Consider the following 19,845-nt stretch of genomic DNA (forward strand, 5'->3'; position numbering starts at 1 on the left):
CTGCTGACCACGAGCGTGGATGCCGGCTGGCGGCTTGCCTGTCATGACGCCGCCGGGCAGTTGCGTGATAGCTGGGACGGGCGCGACACCCATCGGCGCTTTACCTACGATGAACTGATGCGACCAGTGAATGTGTTCGAACACGAGCCGCCGCTGTGCGTGGAGCGTTTTACCTACGCGGGTGCCGACGAAGAAGACGCCCACCACAACCGCTGCGGGCAACTGCTTCGCCACGATGATCAGGCGGGCAGTCTGTGGCATGACGCATTTGCCCTCACCGGGCAGCCGCTGAGCGAAGCCCGGCGATTCTGCACTGCACTGACGCAGCCCCATTGGCCCGCATCTGAAGCTGATCTTGAAGACGCGGTTTACACCACACGCTGGCGTCACGATGCTTTGGGCACGGTCATCGAGCAAATCGATGCCCTTGGGCATGTGCAACGTTTTGAATTTGATGTGGCCGGGCAACCTTTTGCGTCCTGGCTGGACGACGTTGCCCTGCTCAAAAGCACGACCTACAACGTCTTTGGTCAGGTAGAAATTGAGCTGGCAGGCAACGGCGTCACTACCACGGCCTATTACTCGGCTCGGGACGGTCTGCTGTCCAACCTCAAGGCCAAAAGGTCAGACGGCAAGACGCTACAGGACCTGAACTACCAGTACGATCCGGTAGGCAACATCACCCGCATCGAAGACCTTGCCCAGTCAGTGCAATGGTTTGCCGGGCAGCGTATTCAGGCAGTCAGTACCTTCACCTATGACACGCTCTATCAACTGATCAGCGCCACCGGTCGCGAAAACGCCAGCCAAACCATCGGCCCGGGTCTGCCGGGGCTAGAGATCTTCGGCCCGGTAGATGACAGCCGTTGGCGCACTTACAGCCAGACCTACAGCTACGACAGTGGCGGCAACCTGACCCGGCTCAAGCACGCTGCCGGAGCTGGCAACAGCTGTACCCGCGAAATGGTCGTCGACGCACGCAGCAACCGCAGCCTGTTCAAGGACGGTTCGCCGATAGATTTTGCCAAGGCGTTTGATGCCAACGGCAATCAACAGGCTCTGGCACCGGGCCAACTTATGCAGTGGGACAGCCGCAACCAGTTGCAGCACGTAACGCAGGTGCAGCGCGAAGATCCCGATGGTCAGGACGACGATACGGAAACCTACATTTATGACGGCGGCGGCCAGCGCGTGCGTAAAGTGCGCCGCGCCAAAACCCTTGGCGGTGAACACATCAGCGAAGTGCGCTACTTGCCGGGGCTGGAGATCCGCAGCCGAACGACAGGCGAGCAATTGCACGTGGTGCTTGCCCAAGCGGGGCGTAATGCCGTGCGTTTGTTGAACCGTGATAATGGCCAGCATCAACACCGTTACAGCGTGAACGACCATTTGGGCAGCAGCACGCTGGAGCTGGATCAAAATGGCGAGTTGCTGAGTCAGGAAAGTTACTATCCCTACGGCGGTACGGCTTGGTGGGCGGCCAAAAATGCACTGGAAGCCCGCTACAAAGTGATTCGTTTTTCGGGTAAAGAACGGGATGCAACCGGGTTGTATTACTACGGGTTTAGATATTACGCGCCGTGGTTGCAGCGCTGGATTAATCCGGATCCGGCGGGGGATGTGGATGGATTGAACCACTATCGGTTTGTAGCAAACTCCCCAATACGTCTGACCGATAATGATGGACGAAACTTTGAAGACGCCATTGTCAAAACGCCTTATAGAAGAAAAGAATCTTCAGGACGCTTTTTAATTAGAACTTTGGGAGCACTCAACACTTCTCTAGCAGCAGAAGTTGCTTTTTCTGACGAGATCAACTTAACCGAAGTTCACCCTTTGGACATGTCGGAGTATGTTAATCGCTTTGATGCATTAAGCATGGATGAAAAAGCGGCCATTCGGGGATGGAGCAGTATTGGCGACGCATTTGAATACCATGATTTCATGGATAGCGATGATTACCCGGACGCTATAAGCTACGAACTCAATCAACATCTTGCCGAAAACAAGCCTCTGGATAATAAATTCCGAAAAGCCTATGTAAACTTACAGTCGAGCATTAGCAAACTCACCATTGACAAAGCGGTTCTACTGCGCACGGATGAATACGCACATAGCGATGATATACCGTGGGGCAAGACTATCAACAAAGGTGACATTGTCTCTAATCAAGCATTATTGATGGCGGTTTCGGAAAGTAATTCCTATGCTCAAACCTTGACGGACAGCCCAGAAAAAGAAACGACTACAACACTTGCGCATTATTTGATTAAGAACGCAGAGGCTGCCCCTCTTGTCTATGGAATAGCGTCTCCTGTACTTGAAGAGTATGAGCGACTAATAGCACCACACACCTATTTTGAGGTGGAAGATATAGCCTACGCAGAAAAAATCGACACACAGGGAAACGTAAATAACTCATTTATGAAAAGAATCGGCGTTGTGCTAAAACAACTAAAAAATTATAGCGGCCCGGCCAAAAACATACATACAGGTCGATAGCTTGACGTTTGTTCGATAAGTCATTCGTCTTGTCTATACACAGGATTGATTAAGGTGTTGACCTGATCGAAAGGCAGAGCGAACCTAAGCCTCGCCAAACAAGGCCGAAAACCGCGGGCAACCGGGGCGCATATCGCCTCATCCCACGCCTGCGACACTGCGTGATCACTTGGGATTGAAGCGTCCGGCCAACCGGGATGCAGGGTCTCTACCTTCTCAACACGAGACTTTTCGATGACTTATACCGCAGCCGAAAACCGCTATGAATCCATTCCTTATCGCCGCGTAGGCCGCAGCGGGCTGGTGCTGCCAGCCCTGTCCCTGGGGCTGTGGCACAACTTTGGCGACAGCACGCCCATCGACACCCAGCGCGCCTTGCTGCGCACCGCTTTCGACTTGGGCATCAACCACTTTGACCTCGCCAACAACTATGGCCCGCCGTATGGCAGTGCCGAGATCAATTTTGGCCGTTTGCTGCGCGAAGACTTCAAGCACTACCGCGATGAGTTGATCATCTCCAGCAAAGCAGGCTGGGACATGTGGCCCGGCCCTTACGGCCAGGGCGGCGGCTCACGCAAGTACGTGCTCGCCAGCCTTGACCAGAGCCTGCAGCGCCTGGGCCTGGACTACGTCGATATTTTCTACTCGCACCGCTTCGATCCGGACACCCCGCTGGAAGAAACCGCCAGCGCCCTGGCCACCGCGGTACAACAAGGCAAGGCGCTGTACATCGGGATTTCGTCGTACTCCGGGGTCAAAACCCGTGAAATCGCGGCGCTGCTCAAAGAGTGGAAAGTACCGCTGCTGATCCACCAACCGGCGTACAACCTGTTGAATCGCTGGGTGGAAAAGGACCTGCTGGACACCACCGAAGAACTCGGCACCGGGGTGATTGCTTTCACTCCGCTGGCGCAGGGTTTGTTGACGGACAAATACCTCAATGGCATTCCGGCTGATGCGCGGGTCAATCGCCCGGGTGGTGGTTCGTTGCAGAGCAAGCACTTGTCTGAAAGCAACATTGCCCATGTACGCGCGCTCAACGAGATCGCCAAACGCCGTGGTCAGAGCCTGGCCCAACTGGCACTGGCCTGGACCCTGCGTGACCCGCGCGTGACCTCGGCACTGATTGGCGCAAGCCGCCCTGAGCAAATTGTCGAAAACGTCGGTGCGTTGCAGAACCTGGCGTTCAGCGCAGAAGAACTGGCCGAAATCGACCGCTTTGCCCAGGAAGGCGGGATCAACCTATGGGAAAAACCGTCAACGGCTGAATAACCCACTCTTTTGACGGTGGGAGCGGGCTTGCTCGCGATACAGACAACGCGGTGTCATTGACGTCCGCGTGCGCCCTATCGCGAGCAAGCCCGCTCCCACCAAAAGAGTGAAGCCGTTACAACCCGCGTTCAGCCAACCGCGCAGCCAACGCCTTGGCCTGCAAGGCCACATCGGTCACGGCGGTACTTTCCCACCATTCGCCACGCAACGGCGGCCCCATGGCAAACAGGCGTTTCGCCGGTTCCGACTGTGCGTTGAGCACAGCCCCTGACGGATCAGCGGCGATACCCAGGCCCAGGTTGCCTGCACGAATCAAACCCCGCTCCAACAACTGACGCGGCAAGGCTTTATCGACCCGACGCCAGTCGTATTCAATGCCGGTGGAATTGATCAGGCCATCCCCTTCAACCACCCTCACCTGCGCCTGCCCACGATAGCGCAGGTGAACCCGTGGACGCCCGTCAGCGCTGACCTCCACGCCCTGCAGTGACGCGGCATTGATGGTCAAGCGCCCTTCCCCCAACAGTTGCTCCAACAAGGCATTACCCTGCGGCGGGGAACGGTGGTGATGGCTTTCCCACCACGGCCGCACATGGCGCACAAACTGGCGGCGCTGAACATCACTGGCCTGGCTCCACAACCGACCGATATGCACGCGCACGGTGTCCAGCGGTGCCTGCCAGTCAATGCCCGCCGCCTCGGCCAGCTCACACTGGCGACGCAACGCTCGGAGCAATTGCAACGGGCTGCGAATCTGCGGGTCCCGGGTCAAAAAGTCTTCCCAGGCCGGTGGCTGACGCCGTACGTGCGGCAACAGGCCGTGCCGTGAAAATACCTCGATGGAGCCTCGATGCCCGGCCCGATTCAACGACTCAAGCGCATCGACCATGGTCAGCCCGGAGCCAATGATCAGCACCCGTGCATCCACCGGCAAACCGCGCAATGCCTGAACATCCCAAGGGTCCAGCGCGGCCGCGTTCAGGCCGCTGGACTGGCGCTGCGCCGTACGCGCGGCCGGGAACATGCCGGTGGCCAACACGGCCACCGCCGCCTGCAACTGACGACCGTCCTTAAGGGTCACCTGAACCCGATTTTGCTCGGTTTGCAGGTCGATGGCTTCGTCACGCACATGGGTCAGGCTTGAGCCTTGCGCCGAACCGGTGGCCAATGCTTCGGCCAGCCGCTGCTGGGCATACTGGCCAAACAGCCCGCGTGGCGGGAACAGGTGCTCGACCGGCACGTCCTGCACCGCCGACTCAGGCCAGCCACCACTTGCAATATGCGCTTTGAGCCAACGCGTCAGATCGTCGGCATCGTCCGGGTCAATGCTCATGCGCGCCGCATTGCCGTTCAGGGTGTGCCCAAGTTCTGTGGCACTGTAAGCCTCGCCCCGCCCCAGTTCGACCCGCGGCTCGACCAGCACGATATTCCGGGCACCCGGCAAACGCAGCAATTGCATGGCCAGCAAGGTGCCGCTCAGGCCACCGCCAACAATCAACACATCGGCCTCGCGGATGGCAGGCGTTGCCTGTCCGCCTTGTGGCTCACTCATGGGTATTCTCTCTTTTGAAAACAGCTCATCACGCACGTTCTTTTTCACGCGCCCGGTTCAGTTCGCCGAGGTTACGGTAGCCGGCACCGGGGTGCCAATCCGCCAGTTTCGGGCCCTCGCCAAACAGTTTCTCGCGCAATGTACCCGGCGCATATTCCTTTTTGTACACCCCGCGCTTTTGCAACTCAGGTACCAGCAACTCCACCGCGTCGATAAAGGTTTCGTGGGTCACGGCATAAGCCAGGTTGAACCCGTCGACGTCGGTCTCGGCCACCCACTCTTCAAGCAGGTCGGCCACGGTTTCCGGGCCGCCGACAAACAACGGGCCAAAACCACCGATACCCACCCAGTCGGCCAGCGCATTTGGCGTCCAGATGGTGTTCGGGTCGGCAGTCGAGAAGGTTTCCACTGCCGATTGAATGGCGTTGGTGTGCACGTGCTTGAGCGGCTCGTCAGGCTTGAACTGGCTGAAGTCGATACCGGTCCAGCCTGAAATCAAGGCCATCGCCCCTTCGTAGCTGACGTAGCTTTTGTACTCTTCGAACTTGGCTTTGGCCTTGGCGTCGGTCTCACCGACGATCACCGTTTGCAGGTTGAAAATCAGGATTTTCGACGGGTCACGGCCCGCCTCGGCAGCACGACGGCGAATATCAGCCACGGTCTTTTTCAACAAGGCCTTGGACGGCGATGCCACAAACACGCACTCGGCATGTTCAGCGGCAAACTGCTTGCCACGGCTGGAGGCTCCGGCCTGGTACAACACCGGCGTACGCTGCGGCGATGGCTCACAGAGGTGAATGCCGGGCACCTGGAAGTGCTCGCCGACATGCTGGATCTCATGAATCTTGCTCGGATCACTGAACACCCGGCGCTCACGGTCACGCAGGATCGCGCCGTCTTCCCAGCTGCCCTCCCAGAGTTTGTAGCAAACTTCCAGGTATTCCTCGGCGAAGTCGTAGCGCGAGTCGTGGGCTGTCTGGGTTTTCTGCCCGAGATTCTTGGCGCCGCTTTCCAGGTATGAGGTCACGATGTTCCAGCCGGCACGGCCCTTGGTCAGGTGATCAAGCGTGGACAGACGACGGGCGAACGGGTACGGATGCTCAAACGACAACGACGCAGTCAGGCCAAACCCCAAATGCTCAGTGACCATCGCCATGGGTGGAATCAGTTGCAGCGGGTCATTGACCGGCACTTGCGCCGCCTGACGAATCGCCGCCTCGCCGTTGCCGCGATAAACATCGTAAATACCCAGCACGTCGGCGATAAACAAGCCGTCAAACTTGCCGCGCTCGAGGATTTTTGCCAGATCGGTCCAGTATTCCAGGTCCTTGTATTGCCACGAACGATCACGCGGGTGCGCCCACAGGCCGGGCGACTGGTGGCCCACACAGTTCATGTCGAAAGCGTTGAGACGAATTTCACGGGACATCTGTTTACTCCTGAAGCTGAGGCGGTATGACGCCGTTCAAACGGTAGTTACCAATAATCCGGGCCTGCCAGCGCAAGGGTTCGCGGCCTTCCAGAGAAGGCGACGGTGAACGGCTGCCAGTGAGTTCTTGCTGCACGTTGCCCACCGCCTGCAACGCTTCGGCGCTGGCGAGCACGGCTTCGGCCGTCGCCACCAGGGTCTCGGCAGCCGGGCCAACAAAGTGTTGCGCACGCAGATATAGGGCTTCGGCCACGTCGAGGCGAATATTCAGGTCGCCAAACTTGCCGATGATGTACGGGTCGTCCACGGCCTTGCTTAAGCCGCTGAGCGCCCACGGTTGGGCCTGTTCGCGAACGAATGTGAGGGTCTGCTCCAGGCCTTGTCGGGCCAGACGCAGGTCTTCGGCCGCTGCTGCAAGCTGGTTGGGCAAAGCGATTGCCGGGCTGTTCATGGTGGTGAGTCCTCTATCAGTTCCAGGCATGGCGTGGAGGCAGGATGCCGTTGAGCAGACGATTGCCGATCAGGTGGTATTTCCAGCGCGCCGGGTCATGCAGGGTGTGAGTTCGGGCGTTGCGCCAAAAGCGGTCGAGGTTGTGTTTGCCGAGCACCGAGCGCGTACCGGCCAGCTCGAACAGCTTGCTGCTGGCGAGCAAGGCGATCTCGGCTGAAAGCACTTTGGCCTGAGCCACAATCACCGAGGCTTCAGCCACGCTCTCTTCGCTGGGCGAGCGCAACGCGTGATCAATGGCCCGCCCGGCCTTGGCCAGAATCGCGTCGGTGCCGTGCAGACGCCATTGCAAATCGCCAATGGCGGCAATCGTGTAAGGGTCTTGCCAGCCGTGATCCAGCTGGCTGTCGACCCACGGGCGGGACAACCGCGCATGAATCAGCGCCTGTTCAAAGGCGCCATGGGCAATGCCGGTGTCCACTGCCGCCTGAATGATTTGCGAGATCGGACCGTCTGCCGTGGGCTCTTCAAAGGCTTTGTACGCCGGGATCACGGCACTCAATGGCACGCGCACGCCTGCCAGTACCGCACCACCACTGGCGGTGGTGCGTTGGCCGAAACCGTCCCAACTGTCAATGATGGTCAGCCCCGGATTGTCGCGCTCGACGAAGGCGATAAAGGGACGATTCTGTTCATCCACGCCCACCGCCGGGACGATATGGGCGAACAGTGCGCCAGTGCAGTAAAACTTCTCACCGTCGACCACGGCATGCTCGTCTTCAAAGCGGATTCGGGTCTGAAAGGCGCCGACATTCTTACTCTTGGATTCAGAAAACGCGTTGCCGAAACGCCAGCCCTCCAGGGCTTTGCCGTAGTAGTAACGCTTTTGCTCTTCGCTGCCGGTGTGCAGCAGGATATCCAGCACGCCCAAGTGGTTTTGCGGGATTTGCCCCAATGATGAGTCGGCAGCCGAAATGATCTTGATCACCTCAGCAACGGTGACATACGACACCCCGGCCCCACCGTAGGCCTTGGGCACCGTAATGCCCCACAGGCCACTGGCGGCAAACAGATCCAGCTCGGCCACCGGCAAACGCCGGTCACGGTCACGCACCGAGGCTTCTTCAGCAAAACGCACCGCCAGGGCTTTGGCGATCTCGATGGCCTCGGCATCAGAGGCGATCACATGGGCCTTGGCAGGGGGTGATACAGAAATGCTCATGGGCAGACTCCAATCCAGTGGAAAACACTGAAGTCCCCATTGCACAGGTCGTGCCGTTTTTAAATATCGTTATAAATCAGATAGTTATTAAATTTAACGTTGAACAGATAACAACAACTCACGTGCAATCTGTCCACTTGCTGTTGGCTAAGCAACAGTTGCCATAGCAACACATACCTGTAGGAGCGAGCTTGCCTCGCGATCTTTTGATCTTAAAAAAAAGATCGCAAGGCAAGCCCGGAGCGGTGCTGTTGGATTGGCGTACAACGTGTTAATCCACTGTTGCAACGCCAACAGTTGAGCTGACAAAAAAGCACCAAACGCCCGAATTATCGGCTTGCGATTTAACGGCACAGACTGTGCAACGGACATGCCAGTGACCTTTATTTATGCAGGAGCATTGTTATGAGTCAAAACCCTTTGTCCGTCGGCACCGACTACGAAACGCTGGCCAATCGTTTTCGCCCACTGTTCCGGCAAATCGCCGCCGGGACGGTGGAGCGCGAGCAGGCACGCGACCTGCCTTTTGAGCCAATCCGCTGGCTGAAAGAAGCCGGTTTTGGCGCCGTTCGGGTGCCCGTGGAGTTCGGCGGCGCGGGGGCTTCAATCAGCCAGTTGTTCCAGTTGCTGATTGAACTGGCTGAGGCCGACTCGAACATTGTGCAATCGCTGCGTGGCCATTTTGCCTTTGTCGAAGACCGCCTCAATGCTCCGCCAAGCCCGGCGCGGGATGCCTGGTTTGCGCGTTTTGTAGCGGGGGATCTGGTGGGTAACGGCTGGACCGAAATCGGCGCGGTTAAAATCGGCGAGGTCATCACCAAAGTGCGCCCGGCAGGCGAGAATTTTGTGCTCAACGGCGCCAAGTATTACAGCACCGGCAGCATTTTTGCCGACTGGGTGGACGTCTACGCGCAGCGCTCGGACAACGGCGCCGATGTGATTGCCATCGTCGACGCCCGTCACTCAGGCGTCAGCCACAGCGATGACTGGGACGGCTTTGGCCAGCGCACCACCGGCAGCGGCACGTCGCTGTATGTCGAGGTACCGCTGAGCGCCGAGCAGGTGATCCCGTTCGAAACCCGCTTCAAATACCAGACCGCGTTTTATCAGTTGGTCTTGCTGGCAGTACTGGCCGGGATTGGTCGTGCCGTGGAGCGCGATGTGGCCCATGAAGTGCGCACCCGCAAGCGCGTGTTCAGCCAGGGCTCTGCCGATACCACGCACGGCGACCCGCAAATACAGCAGGTGGTGGGGCAAATCTCGGCACAGATCTACGCCGCCGAAGCGGCCACCCTGCGCTCGGCCGAACCGCTGCAGCGCGCTTACCTTGCGCGTTTTGCCAACGATGCCGAAGCCGAACGCCAGGCCAATATCGACGCCGAAATTGAAACGTCCAAGGCTCAGGTCGTGGTCTCGGAACTGGTACTGCGGGCAACCACCGACCTGTTCAATGCACTAGGTGCCTCGGGGGTCAGCATCAACAAATCGCTGGACCGTCACTGGCGTAATGCCCGCACCGCCGCTTCGCATAACCCGTGGATCTTCAAGGCGCGGATCATCGGCGACTGGGTGGTCAACGGCATCGAACCCAAATACGTCTGGCAGATCGGCAACAGCGTAAAAAGCTAAAAGACGTAGTCGCTGACGAGGCACGAGGCTGCGATGCGGGCCGCAGGACCGCCTTCAGAGGGGTCGCTTCGCAACCCAACGCAGCCTCGTTTCTCGGCAGCGACTACAGGTTTTGCAAGGTTCAAACGTGGGTCAAATACCAGCGCCAGTCCTGCTCACCCACTTCAGCGTTGAACAGCCGGTACTCCTGCCACTTGATCGCCAGGTAGACCTTGATAAACCCCTCCCCCAACGCTTCCCGTGCCCAGCTTGAGCGCTCCAGTGCCAACAGCGCAGTGAGCCAGTCGGTGGGCAGAAAGTCAGTCGCCTGCTCATAGCCATTACCTACAATCGGCGCCCCCGGATCGATCTGCTGACGAATGCCGAGATGGATCCCTGCCAGCAACGCAGCCGCCGCCAGATACGGGTTGGCGTCGGCGCCGCAGATGCGATGTTCGATGTGCCGACTCTGCGCAGGGCCACCGGGTACGCGAAATGACACGGTGCGGTTGTTCACCCCCCAACTCTTGGCCAATGGCGCATAACTGCTGGCCTGAAAGCGCCGGTACGAGTTGGCATGAGGGCAAAAGATCGCCAGCGAGTCCGTCAGGGTGTGCATCATCCCGCCGATGGAGTGACGCAGCAGCGGCGTACCGTGCGGGTCATCACTGGCATAGAGGTTATGCCCCTGTTCATCGGCCAGACTCACGTGCAGGTGCAAACCGCTGCCCGCCTGATCGCTGAACGGCTTGGCCATAAAACAAGCCTGTAGCCCGTGCTTGTTGGCCACCCCTTTGACCAATCGTTTGTAGCGCACGCCTTCATCGATGGCCTGCAGTGCGTCGAAACGATGCTCAAGGGTGAGCTCGACCTGACCGGGCGCGTACTCGGAAATCGCCGTACGCACCGGCAAGCCTTGCGCTTCGCAGGCGGCATACAGGTCGTCCAGAAACGGCTGTAGCTGCTCCAGCTCGTAAATCCCGTACACCTGCGGCGCCTGCGGGCGCACGCCATTGGCTTGCAATGCAGGTTGCGGGCGGCCATTGGCGTCACGTTGGCGGTCGAGCAAATAAAATTCCAGCTCAACCGCCATCACCGGGTGGTAACCGTCGGCCTTGAGCCGGTCAATGGTCTGCGCAAGCACATGCCGGGGATCAGCCGGGGCCGCTGGCAAGCCCTGTTCGGGGTGCATGCTCACCTGCAACTGGCCGGTCGGCGTGGTGCGCCAGGGTTGCACGGTCAGGCTGCCGGGCAACGGGTATGTCCAGCAATCTGCGTCGGCCACGTCCCAGACCAGCCCGGTGCCTTCAACGTCTTCACCCAGAAGGGTCAACGCCAGAATCGAACTGGGCAGCGGTCGCCCGTTGTCGTAAATGGCCAGCAGCTCATCGCGGTGCAACAACTTGCCACGCGGCACGCCGTTGGCGTCGATCAGGAACAGCTCGATGCTGCGCACTTGCGGGTTCGCAGCCAAAAAGGCTTCAGCTTCTTTTCTATCGGCAAACTGCATATCAAACCTCCGGAGTGGCGACGCGGGCACCCGGCAGCGCCAGCAAGGTGCTAAGCGCCTGATCCAGTTCGCCAATTAAACGTGCGACATCCGCCGCGCTGGTGGACGGACAGCACAGGGTCATGTTGTGGAACGGCGTGATGAGGATCCCGCGGTTGATCAGGTACAGGTGAAGGGCCATTTGCAGGCTGTCATGAAACGCCGCCTCGGCTTGCGCGCCGGTTTTGGGGGGCGTGGCACAGAACTGGAACTCGCAGCGTGCGCCCAACTCCGTCACCGACCAGTGCAGGCCGTGCTGTTTAAACACGCCCCGCAGCCCTTGGGCCAGGTCGGCTGCCAACGGCAAGATGTGCCGGTAGGCCTGTTCGGTCATGACCTCCTGCAAATTGGCGCGCATGCAATGCATGGCCAGGGCATTGGCTGACAGGGTCGTGCCCATGCCGCTGTGGCCATGCCCGGTGCTTTGCTCAGCGTTTTGTTGTTGCACGGCCTGCATCCCCGTCGCGACTTCTTGGGTAAACCCGAATACCGCGCAGGGCACGCCCCCTGCAATCGGTTTGCCGACCACAAAAAAGTCCGGCTGCAAGTCCCACAGGCGGGTACAACCGCCCATGCCGGTGGAGATGGTGTGGGTTTCATCGATGATCAGCAGGCTGCCATAGCGGCGCGTCAGTTCACGGCACTTTTGCATAAAGCCGTCAGTGGGCAGGACCATGCCGATATTGGTCATCGCCGGTTCGCACAACAGCGCGCAAACATCGCCCTGCGCCAGCGCCGCCTCAAGGGCGTCGACGTCATTGAACGGGATCGAGCGGCTGAACTGGGTCAGGTCGTAGGCCTGGCCGACCAGCCCGGAACGATGCACCGTAGCGCCCTCGCGATGACGCACCATCACGTCATCCACGGTGCCGTGGTAGCAGCCGTCGAACACCAGCAGTGTCTTGCGTTGGGTGATGGCCCTCGCCCAGCGCACCACGTAGCGGTTGGCATCGGTGGCCGTCGCAGTCACCTGCCAATACGGCAAGCCAAAGCGCTCGGCTAGCAATTCGCCGCAGACCACCGCATCTTCGCCGGGGAGCATGGTGGTAAGGCCTCTGTTGGCTTGCTCGACCATGGCGCGGGCAATCGGCTCGGGGGAATGCCCGAACATGCTGCCGGTATCGCCCAGGCAAAAATCGACGTATTCATGACCGTCCACATCGGTGAAACGTGCGCCTTTGGCCTGCTGCACAAACAGCGGCGTGGGCATTGACCAGTCACTCATCCAGTGCATGGGCACGCCGTTATACAGGTTGGCCCGGGCCCGCTCTGCCAGCGCAATCGACTTGGGGTTGTTCTGGATAAAACGCTCGCGTTCGGCCGCTGCGAACGCTTCAACTGCTGCTTCGCTAATTCCACTGATCGACATGCTTAAGTCCTTTTTGCTGCGTGTTGTTGTTAGTTGCCAGCCGAGAGGCCGCAATCGATGGCCAGATCGGCGCCGGTGATCGAGCGCGCACCGGGCTGGCTCAAGAAAAACGCCAGTTCGGCTATTTCCTGCGCCTGAATAAAACGCGCACGCGCGCCCTGCGGGTACTTGTCCAGCAAGGCCCGGTAATAGCCTTGTGTATCGCCCTGGCCGTATTGATCGGCCTGAAACCTGAGCATCGGGGTCTCGATATCGCCGGGGGAAATCGCGTTGCAACGCACGCCAAAGGGCGCCAAGTCCAGCGCCAGAGTTTTGCTCAGCAACGTCACCCCGCCTTTACTGGCGCAATACGCGGCGGCGTTTTTATTGCCTTGGCGACCGGCATCGCTGGAAATATTCACGATGCTGCCTTCAGATTCTTTTAAATACGGGATGGCCGCAGCGCACATAAAAAAAGTGCCCTTGAGGTTCACATCCAGCACCAGATCAAAGTCTTCTTCGCTGCATTCCTCTACCGGGCCTTCACGCCAGACACCGGCGGCGTTGATCAGCACATCCAGACGCCCCATGGCCGCCACCGCAGCGGCAACCACCGCTTTACACGCTGCGGGGCGGCGAATATCGGCTTGGCAGTCAACCTCTAAAGCCGTGAGATCGGTGGCGAAGACCTTGCAGCCCTGCTTCCTAAAATGCTCAACCAGCGCCCGCCCGACGCCGCCTGCGGCACCGGTCACCAGCACTGAAATGGTGGACTCAGACATTCAGGGCGCCTTGTTTTCGATCAGACAATTACCGCCATCCACCACCAGCACTTCGCCGGTGATATAGCTGGCCTCGGATGACGCCAAAAACGCCACGGCGCTGGCCACTTCTCGCGGGTCGCCTGCACGGCCTATGGGCACGTAGCGTGCGGCTTCTGCTTCTTCGGGCGTGCTGGAGCCGGTGGCGATCCAGCCGGGGGCCACCGCATTGACGGTAATGCCGTGGCTGGCCACTTCCAGGGCCAGCCCCATGTTCATTCCGAGCATGCCGGCCTTGGCCGCGCTGTAAGCCGACTCGCCAGGGTTGCTGCCACGCGTGCCGGTGGTCGAGCTGATATTGACGATGCGCCCGTAGCCACGGGCTTTCATCCCCGGCAACACGGCGCGGGTGAGCAAAAAAGCGCTGGTCAGGTTACGCGCCAGCGACAGGTTCCAGGTGTACAAATCCATGCTCGCCAGTTCACTGAACGGTTCCGGGCTGCCTTGCATGGCCATGCCGGCGTTGTTCACCAGAATATCGATGCGCCCCCAGAGGCTTTCGGCCCATTGCCCCAGCTCACGCACCTGAGTTTCATCGGTCAGATCTGCGACCCGGCCGTGGGCGTCAAAGCCTTCTGCGCGCAGCTCTGCGACCCGCTCAGCAATGCGCGCGCTGCTGGCAGTAATGATCAGCTTGACCCCGGCCGCCCCCAGCCTGCGGGCAATGGCCATGCCGATACCCCGTTCGCTACCGGCGCCACTGACGAGCGCGACGCGCCCCTGATCATTCGCGTTGAACATGCTGCGCTCCACCTGCGGTTGTGATGGGACTGGAATTTAGGTTCATAAAGCTGATAAAAAAAGACGATTATCATCAACAAAACTGACAACCCATGGCCTTCACCAGCGAAACACTCAAGGTATTCCTTGCCGTCGTCGACAGCGGTTCGTTTTCTGCGGCAGCGCGTAAGCTCGGGCGCGTGCCCTCGGCGGTGAGCATGGCGGTGTCACAACTGGAGGCCGAACTGGACCTGCTGCTGTTCGACCGTTCGACCCGAAAAGCCATCCCCACACCCGCTGCCAGAGCATTGGAGCCGCAGGCCAGGCAGGTCGCCAGCCAATTGAACTTGCTCGATGCCCACGCATTGCAACTGCATCAAGGGCTGGAGCAACGCTTTATCGTGGCCATGGCCCCGGAGCTGCAAACCGGGGTCTGGAGTCGCCCGCTGGCGACGCTGGCCAAAGAATTTCCCACCCTGGAAATCGAGATCCGCTCGGCTTCGCAGTCCCAGGCCATCCGTATGCTGCACGAGGGCACGGTGCAACTGGCGCTGGTTTTTGAGCGTCCGGGTATTGATGAGCGCGAAACCTTTCTCGAGGCCGGCAGCCAGTTGCTGGTGGCCGTGGTGTCGCCAGACCACCCGGCGGGTGGCGAGCAGAAAAGCCCGCTGCGTGAAGAAGAGCTGGTCAACACCCGGCAGATTATCGTCGCCACCGACGAGCCCACCGGCTCCGACCCGCGGGTGGTGCTGTCACGCCGCGTGTGGCTGAGCGACAGCTACCTGGCGACCCTTGATCTGGTACAAGCCGGGGTTGGCTGGGCGTGGTTACCGCGACCGTTGGTGCAACCCTTGATTGCAACCGGAGCCCTGACCGAGGTGGTGTTTGACAACATGGCCAGCCAGATGCGCTTGTGGGTCGACATCGTCTGGGTCAAAAACCGCCCGCTGGGATTAGGCGCCAGCCGCTACCTGGCGCTGATGCGCGAGATGGTCAACAGCGAACCGCGCCGCTCGTAGCTCTGTAACACCTTCACCTATAGGAGCGAGCTGGCTCGCGATCTTTTGATCTAAGAGGCCCCGCTAAACCACGCTGGCCGAACGCAGGTGATGGTTTTACGGCTGAACGCAGCCGTTCGCAGCCTTCGTGCCTCGTCAGCGACTACAGTGGCCTGTTTGCTGCGCGGCAGCACGGTGTTGTAGACGAGCCCCTTAAGTGCCTCGTTCGAAAATCGCGCCTTCGATGCCCAGCACTTCGCGGGTATCGGCATAGATGCCCACGCCCTTCTCCCAGACTTTTTTGATCGCGCCATCCGCGCAGCGAATGCGATAGCTCAATTCAAACGGTTCGCAACGCGTCAGGGCGTATTGCACTTCGCGCCAGACGTAATCAGCGTCTTGCTCCAGGATCAAGCTGTTGTAGGTGAACTCATGGTTGTCCACCAGACGCTCTGGCGGGTAGCCGGTCACGCGCAAGCACCCGGCGCTGACAAATTCCATGGTCCAGTCGCGGTTGTTGCGCCCGCGATAGATCAACCCCGGCATGCTGTCGAGCAAGCTGGCACTGCTGCGCTGGCTGGCTTGCAGGGCAATCTCGCGGCGTTTGTGTGCGGTGACGTCGCCTGCCACCAGATAGAACCCGCCAGGCCCACGCTTGAGGCTCACCTCCAGCCAGCGCAATTCGCCTGAGGGATGAACAAAGCGCAAGCGCTGACTGAACGTGGTGGCCGGGCGCCGTTGCAACTCCAGAAGGGCCTGACGCCATAACGAGCGGTCTTCACGGTGTACGTAGTCGATCAGGTTGCGCTGCGCCGACGGCTGGTCCATCAACTCGACCCAGGCCCGGTTGAAATGAACGATTTGCCCGTTGTCGCGCAGCTCCAGCAGCGCCGCCGCAAAACCATCCATCAGCGTCCACGACGGCACCTGCGGCTGTGTTTCTCGTCGTTCCATCATTTAATGACGCTCCTCGGACCGGTTCGATGCACCGTTATGCACCCACGCCGCCAGTTCGAGGCGTGAGTGCAGGCTGAGCTTTTGCAGCAGGTTCTTCACGTAGATCTTCACCGTGCCGTCGCTGATCCCGAGTTTGCGGCCGATCTGTTTATTGCTCATGCCCGCCGCAATCAGCGCCAGAGTCTGGCCTTCGCGCTCGGTCAGGTGACTTGTGTCCAACGGATCGCACGCACTCACCGCCTCGTTTTGATCGGCAAGCAAAGCAATCAAGGTGGAATCCAGAACAATCGCGCCCTTGTTGCAATTGCGCATGTAGGCCAGCAAGGCATCGGGTTCGGTTTCCTTGAGCACATAACCGCTGGCGCCCAAGCGCAAGGCACTGAGCAACTCGCTACGGTCCATGGACGCAGTCAGCACCACGATCTGGCACTCGAGGCGCAACTGGCGCAGTTCGTCGAGCACTTGCAAGCCGCTCAGGCCGGGCATGTGCAAATCCAGCAGGACTTGCTGCGGCGCCAGACTGACGGCCAGGTTGATGCCCTCGCGCCCACTGGCAGCCTGCCCGACCACTTCGAAGTCGTCACTGGCACTGAACAGCTGCGCCAGGCCCTTGCGAAACAGCGGATGATCATCGATCAGCAATAAGGTGGTGCTCTGCATCGAAACTCCCCTCTGGCACGTCTGGATGGCCGACCAGCGCAAGGTGCACACGCACCCCGTGCGGGCGGTTGGCGTCGATGCTCAAACGTGCGCCAATGCTGGCCGCCCGCTCACGAATGATCGCCAGACCAAAATGGTTTTCTTCACCGGATGCAGGGCTCAGGCCGATGCCGTCGTCTTCGACTGACACCGATACCTCGCCGCCCTGGCTTTGCCGCAGTTCAATGCGCACATGCCGCGCGTGCGAGTGGCGCACTGCATTGGCCAGCGCCTCGCGGATGATCTGCAGCACCTGCAATTCGGTTTCCGCGCTCAAGGCGTTGTCGGCCAGCCGGTTATCCAGCTCGAAGACGATGATGCAACGCCGGGAAAACTCTGCCACCGAGTCTGCCAGGGCCTGGCGCAACGAGCGCCCGTCCATGGTCAGGCGGGCGCTGGTAATCAGTTCACGCACCTGGCGCTGTAACTGGCTCAAACCGCTGCGCAGTTCCTGGAGTACCGCGCCCGCCTGCTCAGGCGTGTTGATCTGCGCGTGCAGCACCCGCGCCTGAAACGACAGATAACCCAACTGCTGGGCCACGGAGTCGTGCAGCTCGCGGGCCAGGGCCGCGTGCTGCGAGGTGGCCTGCTTGCGCTGTTGCTCACGGCTGTAGCCGCGCACGCGCAGGGTGACGCTGAGCCCCTGGGCAACTTCGTTCAACAACTGGCGCCAACTGCCATCGGCCGCCCGCGGGGTGTCCAGCAACAGCCAGCCCGACGGCACATCGGCGGCGGCAGCCGTGGCACACAACAACCGCTGCACGCCACGCCGCCGACACGGGACGCAGGCATGCGCGGTGTCAGTTGCCGGGTGATCGAGCAAGGGGCAACCGGCCACTGCCGGGCAACGCTTGAGCACACCGCAGTGCGCAGTCTGCGGCCCCTCCTCGGCGAGCATCAGATCAAGCCTGGCCATCGGTAGCAGTGCTTCAAAACGGTCCAAAAAATCGCTCACGGCACTGTCCACGTGCAACTGACTCAAGGGCAGTTCGATCAGCAGCTTGCGCACGCTGCTTGCCTGTTCAGGGCGGACACGCCCCAACCAGAGCGGCCACCATCGCGATCGTGTTTGCACTCTCGTTAACTCCCTGTGAACCCACGCAAACACGAGCAACTTCCGTGCCCCGGAGGCCCGCCACGCTTGGCTTATCTCCAAAGAGGTAGCCCTTTGGCCAGATTGAGAAGATTTTCCCCTTAGGAAACTATCTTCCCCAACAGGAAACACAAAACGCCACTTTCGCCCTGTTACTCGGGGTGGATCAGCCAGGACAGCCCACATGACGGATAGCCTCAATGCCGCCCTCGAGCAACGCCACAGCCTGCCGCGCTATCAGGCGGCGCCCCTTGGCGCCAATGCCCGCCAGCACCTCGTGGTCATGCAAAGCACTGCAGCCAGTGCGCCCTTTGTCTGCGAGCTGGAGCCGGCTCAGGTGTTGAACGCCGAGCACCCGGACTTTGCCCGACGCCTGCAACAGCTTCTGGGCAGCGCCACGGTGGGCAGCCACCTCTACGTGATGGGCGACGAGGCGTTTATGTGGCGCATCCACGGTCTGGCCCGCGACGCCGGGCTCGAAGAACAGGAAATCGACCTCAGCCATACCCTCAGCGGCCCGCGCCAGGTGTATTGCGTGCATTGCGGCCTGCTCCAGGCCGCCTCGCCCACCGCGCAACTGGCGTGCCTGGGCTGTGACGTCGAGCTGGAAGTGCGCGAGCATTTTTCCCGGCGGCTGGGCGCCTACATCGGCGTGTGCCGCAACCCGGACCAGCCGTATGCAGGAGCGCACTCATGAGTCGCCCGCTCCAGGTACAGGTCAGCGCCACGCGGATGCTCACTCAAGCCGTGCGCGAGTTCACCTTCACGCCATGCTCGGGCCACTTGCCCGCGTTCTCCCCCGGCAGCCATGTGCAAGTCCATTTACCGTTGGCCACAGGCACGTTGCGCAATGCCTATTCGCTGACCAGCGATCCGGCCGACAACCGCCACTACCGGATTGCCGTGCGCCTGCAAGAACACTCACGCGGCGGCTCGCGTTTTCTGCACCGCGAGGTGCAGGTGGGCGACACCCTGCAACTGTCGGCCCCGGCCAACCTGTTTGCTCTGCACTCGACCGCCAGCCTGCACATATTGATTGCCGGAGGCATCGGCATCACCCCGTTCATGGCCTACATCGCGGCCCTGGAGCAGCGCCAGGCAAACTTCGAATTGCACTACGTGTATCGCCAGGGCCAGAGCGATGCCTATGTCGATGAGTTGCAACAGCGCCTTGGCACGCGCCTGCACACCTATCCCCAACGGCCCGACCTGAACCGCATCCTGCGCGAGCGACCGCTGGGCAGCCACGTTTACAGCTGCGGCCCGCAACCCTTGCTCGATGCCGTTCGCCAACAGGCTAACGCCCTCGGCTGGCCCGCACAGCGGGTGCACTGGGAGGCCTTCAGTGCAGCGCAGCCCGGCCAGCCGTTTGACCTGAACCTGCTGCGCAGCGCCCGGCAACTGCGGGTCGGCGCCGAGCAAAGCCTGCTCGAAGCCCTGGAAGCTGCCGGGCTCAACGTGCCCAACCTGTGCCGTGGCGGTGTGTGCGGCCAATGCAAGGTGCGCCACAGCGGTGGCGTCATCGAGCACCGCGACAGTTTTCTGAGTCCCGCCGAGCAAGCCGAATTCTTAATGCCCTGCGTCTCGCGCGGCCACCCTTGCGTCTCGCTGGATCTCTAGGAGGAGT

The 19,845-nt window shown here is 60.4% G+C and carries 17 protein-coding genes; 6 read left to right on the top strand and 11 right to left on the bottom strand.

What is annotated here, in order from left to right; genetic code table 11:
- Both TU84_RS11010 and mgrA read left to right on the top strand, forming a co-directional pair.
- A partial coding sequence (locus tag TU84_RS11010) for an RHS repeat domain-containing protein (protein ID WP_162207685.1) occupies positions 1-2,502 on the top strand: 2,502 nt, incomplete at its 5' end.
- A 234-nt stretch (positions 2,503-2,736) separates the two neighbouring features.
- Positions 2,737-3,774, top strand: a complete 1,038-nt coding sequence (gene mgrA, locus TU84_RS11015; RefSeq protein WP_048369108.1) for an L-glyceraldehyde 3-phosphate reductase — start codon at positions 2,737-2,739, stop codon at positions 3,772-3,774.
- A 115-nt stretch (positions 3,775-3,889) separates the two neighbouring features.
- Here mgrA and TU84_RS11020 read toward each other — a convergent pair whose 3' ends face one another.
- The 4 genes from TU84_RS11020 to TU84_RS11035 are packed head-to-tail and all read right to left on the bottom strand — an operon-like array spanning position 3,890 to position 8,425.
- On the bottom strand, positions 3,890-5,326 hold the full coding sequence (locus TU84_RS11020; protein WP_048369109.1) for an FAD/NAD(P)-binding protein: 1,437 nt from the start codon (positions 5,324-5,326) through the stop codon (positions 3,890-3,892).
- A gap of 28 nt (positions 5,327-5,354) precedes the next feature.
- Positions 5,355-6,755 (bottom strand): LLM class flavin-dependent oxidoreductase, encoded by a 1,401-nt coding sequence (locus tag TU84_RS11025; RefSeq protein WP_048369110.1) that lies wholly within the window; start codon positions 6,753-6,755, stop codon positions 5,355-5,357.
- A 4-nt stretch (positions 6,756-6,759) separates the two neighbouring features.
- Complete coding sequence (locus tag TU84_RS11030) at positions 6,760-7,206, bottom strand: acyl-CoA dehydrogenase (protein ID WP_048369111.1); 447 nt, start codon at positions 7,204-7,206, stop codon at positions 6,760-6,762.
- A 16-nt stretch (positions 7,207-7,222) separates the two neighbouring features.
- Positions 7,223-8,425, bottom strand: a complete 1,203-nt coding sequence (locus TU84_RS11035; protein ID WP_048369112.1) for an SfnB family sulfur acquisition oxidoreductase — start codon at positions 8,423-8,425, stop codon at positions 7,223-7,225.
- Between the two features lie 405 nt (positions 8,426-8,830).
- Here TU84_RS11035 and TU84_RS11040 point away from each other — a divergent pair, with 405 nt between their 5' ends.
- Complete coding sequence (locus TU84_RS11040) at positions 8,831-10,054, top strand: acyl-CoA dehydrogenase family protein (RefSeq protein ID WP_048369113.1); 1,224 nt, start codon at positions 8,831-8,833, stop codon at positions 10,052-10,054.
- Positions 10,055-10,175: 121 nt separating this feature from the next.
- On the opposite strand, the gene TU84_RS11045 is transcribed toward TU84_RS11040, so the two are convergent.
- The 4 genes from TU84_RS11045 to TU84_RS11060 are packed head-to-tail and all read right to left on the bottom strand — an operon-like array spanning position 10,176 to position 14,492.
- Positions 10,176-11,543, bottom strand: coding sequence for a glutamine synthetase family protein (locus TU84_RS11045; protein WP_048369114.1), 1,368 nt, complete (start codon positions 11,541-11,543; stop codon positions 10,176-10,178).
- A 1-nt stretch (position 11,544) separates the two neighbouring features.
- Complete coding sequence (locus TU84_RS11050; RefSeq protein WP_048369116.1) at positions 11,545-12,951, bottom strand: aspartate aminotransferase family protein; 1,407 nt, start codon at positions 12,949-12,951, stop codon at positions 11,545-11,547.
- A gap of 29 nt (positions 12,952-12,980) precedes the next feature.
- Complete coding sequence (locus TU84_RS11055) at positions 12,981-13,712, bottom strand: SDR family NAD(P)-dependent oxidoreductase (protein ID WP_048369117.1); 732 nt, start codon at positions 13,710-13,712, stop codon at positions 12,981-12,983.
- A complete protein-coding gene (locus TU84_RS11060) occupies positions 13,713-14,492 on the bottom strand; it encodes an SDR family NAD(P)-dependent oxidoreductase (RefSeq protein ID WP_048369118.1) in 780 nt (259 codons plus the stop codon).
- A 92-nt stretch (positions 14,493-14,584) separates the two neighbouring features.
- Here TU84_RS11060 and TU84_RS11065 point away from each other — a divergent pair, with 92 nt between their 5' ends.
- Complete coding sequence (locus TU84_RS11065) at positions 14,585-15,490, top strand: LysR family transcriptional regulator (protein ID WP_048369119.1); 906 nt, start codon at positions 14,585-14,587, stop codon at positions 15,488-15,490.
- Positions 15,491-15,682: 192 nt separating this feature from the next.
- On the opposite strand, the gene TU84_RS11070 is transcribed toward TU84_RS11065, so the two are convergent.
- The 3 genes from TU84_RS11070 to TU84_RS11080 are packed head-to-tail and all read right to left on the bottom strand — an operon-like array spanning position 15,683 to position 18,134.
- Positions 15,683-16,426, bottom strand: a complete 744-nt coding sequence (locus TU84_RS11070) for a PAS domain-containing protein (protein ID WP_048369120.1) — start codon at positions 16,424-16,426, stop codon at positions 15,683-15,685.
- Entirely contained in the window at positions 16,427-17,086 is a 660-nt protein-coding gene (locus tag TU84_RS11075; protein WP_048369121.1) for a response regulator, read from the bottom strand.
- On the bottom strand, positions 17,055-18,134 hold the full coding sequence (locus tag TU84_RS11080) for an ATP-binding protein (protein ID WP_048369122.1): 1,080 nt from the start codon (positions 18,132-18,134) through the stop codon (positions 17,055-17,057). The genes TU84_RS11075 and TU84_RS11080 overlap by 32 nt, the downstream gene beginning before the upstream one ends.
- A 268-nt stretch (positions 18,135-18,402) precedes the next feature.
- On the opposite strand from TU84_RS11080, the gene TU84_RS11085 reads away from it, so the two are divergent.
- Both TU84_RS11085 and TU84_RS11090 read left to right on the top strand, forming a co-directional pair.
- Positions 18,403-18,915 (top strand): dimethylamine monooxygenase subunit DmmA family protein, encoded by a 513-nt coding sequence (locus TU84_RS11085; protein ID WP_048369124.1) that lies wholly within the window; start codon positions 18,403-18,405, stop codon positions 18,913-18,915.
- Positions 18,912-19,838: a PDR/VanB family oxidoreductase gene (locus TU84_RS11090; RefSeq protein ID WP_048369125.1), complete on the top strand. Its 927-nt coding sequence runs from the start codon at positions 18,912-18,914 to the stop codon at positions 19,836-19,838. Before TU84_RS11085 ends, TU84_RS11090 begins: the two co-directional genes overlap by 4 nt.
- Positions 19,839-19,845: the final 7 nt, after the last annotated feature.

Source organism: Pseudomonas helleri (assembly GCF_001043025.1).
GTDB lineage: Bacteria > Pseudomonadota > Gammaproteobacteria > Pseudomonadales > Pseudomonadaceae > Aquipseudomonas > Aquipseudomonas helleri.

Coding starts and splice junctions, on each gene's coding strand:
- TU84_RS11070 (WP_048369120.1), bottom strand. CDS start 16,426: ATGATGGAACGACGAGAAACACAGCCGCAGGTGCCGTCGTGGACGCTG.
- TU84_RS11025 (WP_048369110.1), bottom strand. CDS start 6,755: ATGTCCCGTGAAATTCGTCTCAACGCTTTCGACATGAACTGTGTGGGC.
- TU84_RS11020 (WP_048369109.1), bottom strand. CDS start 5,326: ATGAGTGAGCCACAAGGCGGACAGGCAACGCCTGCCATCCGCGAGGCC.
- TU84_RS11060 (WP_048369118.1), bottom strand. CDS start 14,492: ATGTTCAACGCGAATGATCAGGGGCGCGTCGCGCTCGTCAGTGGCGCC.
- TU84_RS11065 (WP_048369119.1), top strand. CDS start 14,585: ATGGCCTTCACCAGCGAAACACTCAAGGTATTCCTTGCCGTCGTCGAC.
- TU84_RS11035 (WP_048369112.1), bottom strand. CDS start 8,425: ATGAGCATTTCTGTATCACCCCCTGCCAAGGCCCATGTGATCGCCTCT.
- TU84_RS11030 (WP_048369111.1), bottom strand. CDS start 7,206: ATGAACAGCCCGGCAATCGCTTTGCCCAACCAGCTTGCAGCAGCGGCC.
- TU84_RS11085 (WP_048369124.1), top strand. CDS start 18,403: ATGACGGATAGCCTCAATGCCGCCCTCGAGCAACGCCACAGCCTGCCG.
- TU84_RS11090 (WP_048369125.1), top strand. CDS start 18,912: ATGAGTCGCCCGCTCCAGGTACAGGTCAGCGCCACGCGGATGCTCACT.
- mgrA (WP_048369108.1), top strand. CDS start 2,737: ATGACTTATACCGCAGCCGAAAACCGCTATGAATCCATTCCTTATCGC.
- TU84_RS11045 (WP_048369114.1), bottom strand. CDS start 11,543: ATGCAGTTTGCCGATAGAAAAGAAGCTGAAGCCTTTTTGGCTGCGAAC.
- TU84_RS11050 (WP_048369116.1), bottom strand. CDS start 12,951: ATGTCGATCAGTGGAATTAGCGAAGCAGCAGTTGAAGCGTTCGCAGCG.
- TU84_RS11075 (WP_048369121.1), bottom strand. CDS start 17,086: ATGCAGAGCACCACCTTATTGCTGATCGATGATCATCCGCTGTTTCGC.
- TU84_RS11055 (WP_048369117.1), bottom strand. CDS start 13,712: ATGTCTGAGTCCACCATTTCAGTGCTGGTGACCGGTGCCGCAGGCGGC.
- TU84_RS11040 (WP_048369113.1), top strand. CDS start 8,831: ATGAGTCAAAACCCTTTGTCCGTCGGCACCGACTACGAAACGCTGGCC.